General features: G+C 57.9%; 3 protein-coding genes and 1 pseudogene. 3 read left to right on the top strand and 1 reads right to left on the bottom strand.

Going from position 1 to position 4,245, the window contains the following annotated elements; translation table 11 throughout:
* Positions 1-550 precede the first annotated feature (550 nt).
* Both AC0L28_RS34375 and AC0L28_RS34370 read left to right on the top strand, forming a co-directional pair.
* Positions 551-1,795, top strand: a complete 1,245-nt coding sequence (locus tag AC0L28_RS34375) for a Zn-dependent hydrolase (RefSeq protein WP_473482905.1) — start codon at positions 551-553, stop codon at positions 1,793-1,795.
* A 466-nt stretch (positions 1,796-2,261) separates the two neighbouring features.
* The gene (locus tag AC0L28_RS34370) at positions 2,262-3,293 is read left to right on the top strand and encodes a hypothetical protein (RefSeq protein WP_473482904.1); all 1,032 of its coding nucleotides are present in this window, start codon (positions 2,262-2,264) and stop codon (positions 3,291-3,293) included.
* Positions 3,294-3,564: 271 nt separating this feature from the next.
* Here the strand turns inward: AC0L28_RS34370 and AC0L28_RS34365 are convergent.
* A pseudogene (locus AC0L28_RS34365) lies at positions 3,565-3,804 on the bottom strand (transposase); the annotation flags it as partial.
* Between the two features lie 243 nt (positions 3,805-4,047).
* On the opposite strand from AC0L28_RS34365, the gene AC0L28_RS34360 reads away from it, so the two are divergent.
* Positions 4,048-4,245: helix-turn-helix domain-containing protein (locus tag AC0L28_RS34360; RefSeq protein WP_473482903.1), on the top strand; the 198-nt coding region annotated here is incomplete at its 3' end.

Raw genomic sequence — 4,245 nt, 5'->3', positions numbered from 1 at the left:
AACCGAGGCTCGGGCGGCTGGTGCCACCGCAAGACCAAGAGCAAGTGCAGCGCAGAAGTAACCGATATTCGATCTTAGACGCATCGCTTTTTATTCCCCTGATATTTAACACATTATGTGCCTTGCCTTGAGGAGGCCCCAAGGAAACGTTAGGAAAGCATGGCCTCTTTTGAGTGTACAGAATATTTCATCGTTTCGCAGATAGGCACCGTCAATTGCTGCGATAGCTCTGACCTATTTGTCTTCGTCGGTTATGCGAGGCACCTTCCGACCATAGGAGGGGAACCTTACATGAACCTTATCTAGGATCTTTGCTGGGCTCGATAGGCGACGCGTGTCGCGGGTCTCTAGGACAGAAATCTGCTTCGGCCGGCATTCTCAACCGAAGGATAGAAGTCTGGAACGAGAGGAAAACGTCGTCGTTGGGCATCGAACTGAGGGGCCGCACCATTCTGTGTGCCATCGATGGGTCCGCCGCTGATCGTGTTGGCCGAGGTATCACTGGCCTAATTGGCGCCACCTGACTTCACTATTTTGAAAGAAATAATCCATGACAATTTGCTCTGAGGCTCGTGTGTCCCTCGACCGTTTCTGGTCGACAATCGAAGCTTCCGCCAACATTGGCAAAGGCCGTCCGGGAGGCTTGTCGCGTCTGACGCTCACCGACTCAGATCGGGAGATGCGCGATCTGTTTTGTGGCTGGTGCCGTGAGGCAGGCTTGAGCGTCGAGTTCGATGAACTCGGCTCAATCTTCGCGAGGCGTGACGGCAGAAACAACCAACTGCCACCTATCCTGATCGGCAGCCATCTCGACACTCAAATCAACGGCGGACGCTTCGACGGGATTGCCGGAGTGCTTGCCGGGCTAGAGCTTGTGCGTGCGCTTAACGATATCAGCCATGTCACTAAAAGGCCCATTGTTATAGTCGACTGGACCAACGAGGAAGGCGCGAGGTTTTCTCCGCCGATGGTGGCATCGGGCTGTTTTGTCGGGCAGTACGAACGCGACTGGGTCTATGAACTGATTGCCGATGACGGCCAGCGTTTCGGCGATGAGCTTGAGAGAATTGGCTACAAGGGCGACAAGCCTTGCAAGGCGGGGGAGATCGATGCTTATTTCGAACTGCACATCGAGCAAGGGCCGATCCTCGATGCGGAGGCGCGCGAGGTAGGGGTTGTCACTGGCGCTTACCCGAGCCACGGTATTCGTGTCCGCTTCGACGGCCAAACCGCTCACACCGGCCCCACGCCGATGGACCTCCGTCACAACGCCCTGATCGCCGGAGCAAGGTTTCTGACAGCCGTTGACGACATTGGTTGGGAATTCGCGATCAACGACGGCAAGGCCACTGGGTCGCGCCTCGCCGCCTGGCCGAACAAGCCGGGCATACTTTCTGAAACGGCTGAATGCGTCGCAGATGTACGACACCCCGATCCTATCACCGCCAGGGTCATGGCGGAAAAGATGCGTCGTGCCGCCAAGGCCAGCGCCGCCATGGCTGGCTGTGTTGCCGTGATTGAGGACGAATGGAGCTGGGGAGGTGACATATTTGACGAGGAACTTATCAACAGCATCCGTGATGAGGCAGTCCGTCAGGGCTATAATTGGTGCGATATACGCTCTCAGGCGGGCCATGACGCCTACCACATGGCGATGCATTGCTCCAGCGCCATGATTTTTACACCCTGCAAGGATGGGATCAGCCACAACAACAATGAATCCTGTGAGCCGGGAGACTTCCTCGCCGGCCTCAACATGCTTCTGCACGCCGTCGTTAAAAGGGCGGATCGTTGATGCAGCTTTTCGACCACGCAGAGATCGACGCACGGCGACAGGCAGGGGCTGATCGAGAAACTTCGAGCATTCGTTGCCGCCAGGACGGTTGCGCCGGCGCGTCAGGTGCTTGAGCTGGACCTGCCGGATGGCAAAAAGGCGCCGGGTAGTCCTGAAGGCGTCTATGGCGCCAACCGTAGCGCCGGCGTGATCGCATCACACAACCCGGACAGATCCCTTTTTCCGGTATCGAGGCATATACCTTCCAACCGTCCTTGCCCATTCGCACAACGCGCAAGACCTTCACGCCGCTGCCCGGAGCCAGTGCTTTTTCGAATGCATGGTCATCCTTCATGAGTTTTGATCTCACAGGATAATCCCGCCACACAAAGTGAGGCAGAACCCATTTAAGTACAGTGCGACATATCACACGACTTTTGGCGGTGGTCGCGATGTCGGGCATCAAAGAATAATCAGGAGGATTCGCATGACCATAAGACTGCTTCACCAGACCGACCTGTTTCGCCCCAGTCTCGATCCGGACGATCACTGGGACCTTGCTTGCGTCTTTGCTCTTGCCGCATCGGGCCAACTGGAGCTCGGCGGCGTACTGGTCGACTTCCCCCCTTATGACACTCCAGGCCGCAGTCCGGACGTCACCGGCATTGCGCAGCTAAGCTACCTTACGGGGTTGCCGACCCACATGGCGGTCGGCTGCTCCGTTCCCTACACGCATGACCGGGCGTCACTTGCTGCCCTACCCAAGCGCGACCGCGCCGGCGCGGAGTTCCTCCTCGACTATCTCCGCGACAGCGAAGGGCCGGCCCACATCAGCATCGTCGGCTCCTGCCGCGATCTCGCCATTGCGGCCAAGCTTGACCCGGATCTTTTCCGTAACAAATGTGCCGGGATCTACCTCAACGCGGGCGCGGGCCATCCCGATCTCGCGAAGCAGGGAGATGTAGAGTACAATGTTGTGCTCAATGCGGCCGCTTACGCCGCCACGTTCGACATCCCGTGCCCGATTTATTGGATGCCATGCTTCGAGACGGTAACTGACGAATACCTGGACAGGAAGGTCCAAAAGTTCGGGACCTTCTATCGTTTCAAGCAGGGCGACGTTCTGACAAAGTTGTCACCCCCCCTGCAAAGCTACTTCACCTATTCCCTCGAGTCCCGAACGGATGCGCGCTACCTACAGCCGCTGCTGGCCCCTCGGAGCGATGCACCGGCCTGGCGCACCATGCAGGAATACCGCAGCATGTGGTCCACCGCCGGCTTTTTCCATATGGTGTCCCAAGTCGTGGACAAGGCGGGCAAGATCATTGCGGGGTCCGACGCAGACGATGCGGTTTTTGGCTTCCGCCCCGTCGACATCAAGTGCGATCCGAGTGGCGTGACGACGTGGACGGACGCCGGTCCAGAGTCAAATCGCTTTCTGTTTGAGGTAAAGGATCTCGATAGCTATACTAGCGCAATGACTATTGCCATGGGGACGCTACTGGGGAATATTCAGTAGCCGTGAGCTGAAACCAGTGGTCGCCGATTGCAACCAGAGATCTTTCCCCCGCTCGTGACTGTCGCGAAGGAGCGGTCGGACCACATCTTATCCTGGCTGCGTTGCGGCGCAGACAGGAAGCTGGTGCGCAGCGAACCTTCCAGCTGCCCACCGGCCGACGGCCCACGTCTCCAGATGCGAGGTGCCTGCGCGACCACGCCTCCTTCGTTTAAGCGATGACTCTGCGGTGGCTTCCAGCGCCAATGGAGAACCGCTAGAGCATCCGTGTTGGTCAAGTAAGGGATGGCGCCCATTTCCGGTCGTCCCTGAGGAGCACGTTTGCGAGAATAATCAGCTTTCGCATGATGGGGGTGATAGCGACCTTCGCGGCTTTGCGGACGGCTTTGATGCGGTCGTATTTTGCCGTGAGATCGGGATTGCACCGCATGGCAACGAGAGCCGGCATGTAGAGTGCCTAGCGGACATTGGCCCGGCCGCCGCGGATGAAGGCGCGTCCGGTCCGCTTCCCGGAGCAGCAAGCTCGTGTTCCACGATTTGCGCTGACATTGCATGGCGAAAAGATCTATGCATGCGCATTGGACACGTCGTTCGCTCCACGCCGGCCGGGTAGCTGGGCGCGCCACATGGCTTCGGGTCCGTCCACGAACGGCTGTTGGAGGATTGAAGGGTTTGCATAGGCTATCTTGTTGTGCAATCGAGGCGAACAACGACTGCAAACCCAACGAAGTCGGATGCATTTTGCGGAGCATTCCAAATGGGGACGAATGAGCTGAGCTGGAATCTCCTGCGCAGTTTTTGCATCATCGCTGAAGAGAGGAGCATCACCGGCGCCGCGAAACGTCTTCGAATGAGCCAGCCATCCGTGAGCCTTGCGCTGCAAAAACTCGAGGATCAACTCGACTGCAAGCTCGTCTTCCGCGACCCTCGCCATTTTGCGCTGACATTACGTGGC

The sequence above is a fragment of the Mesorhizobium sp. WSM4847 genome, from assembly GCF_055811335.1.
The sequence above is the reverse complement of the archived record's forward strand: the minus strand, read 5'-3'. Positions and strand labels throughout refer to the sequence as shown.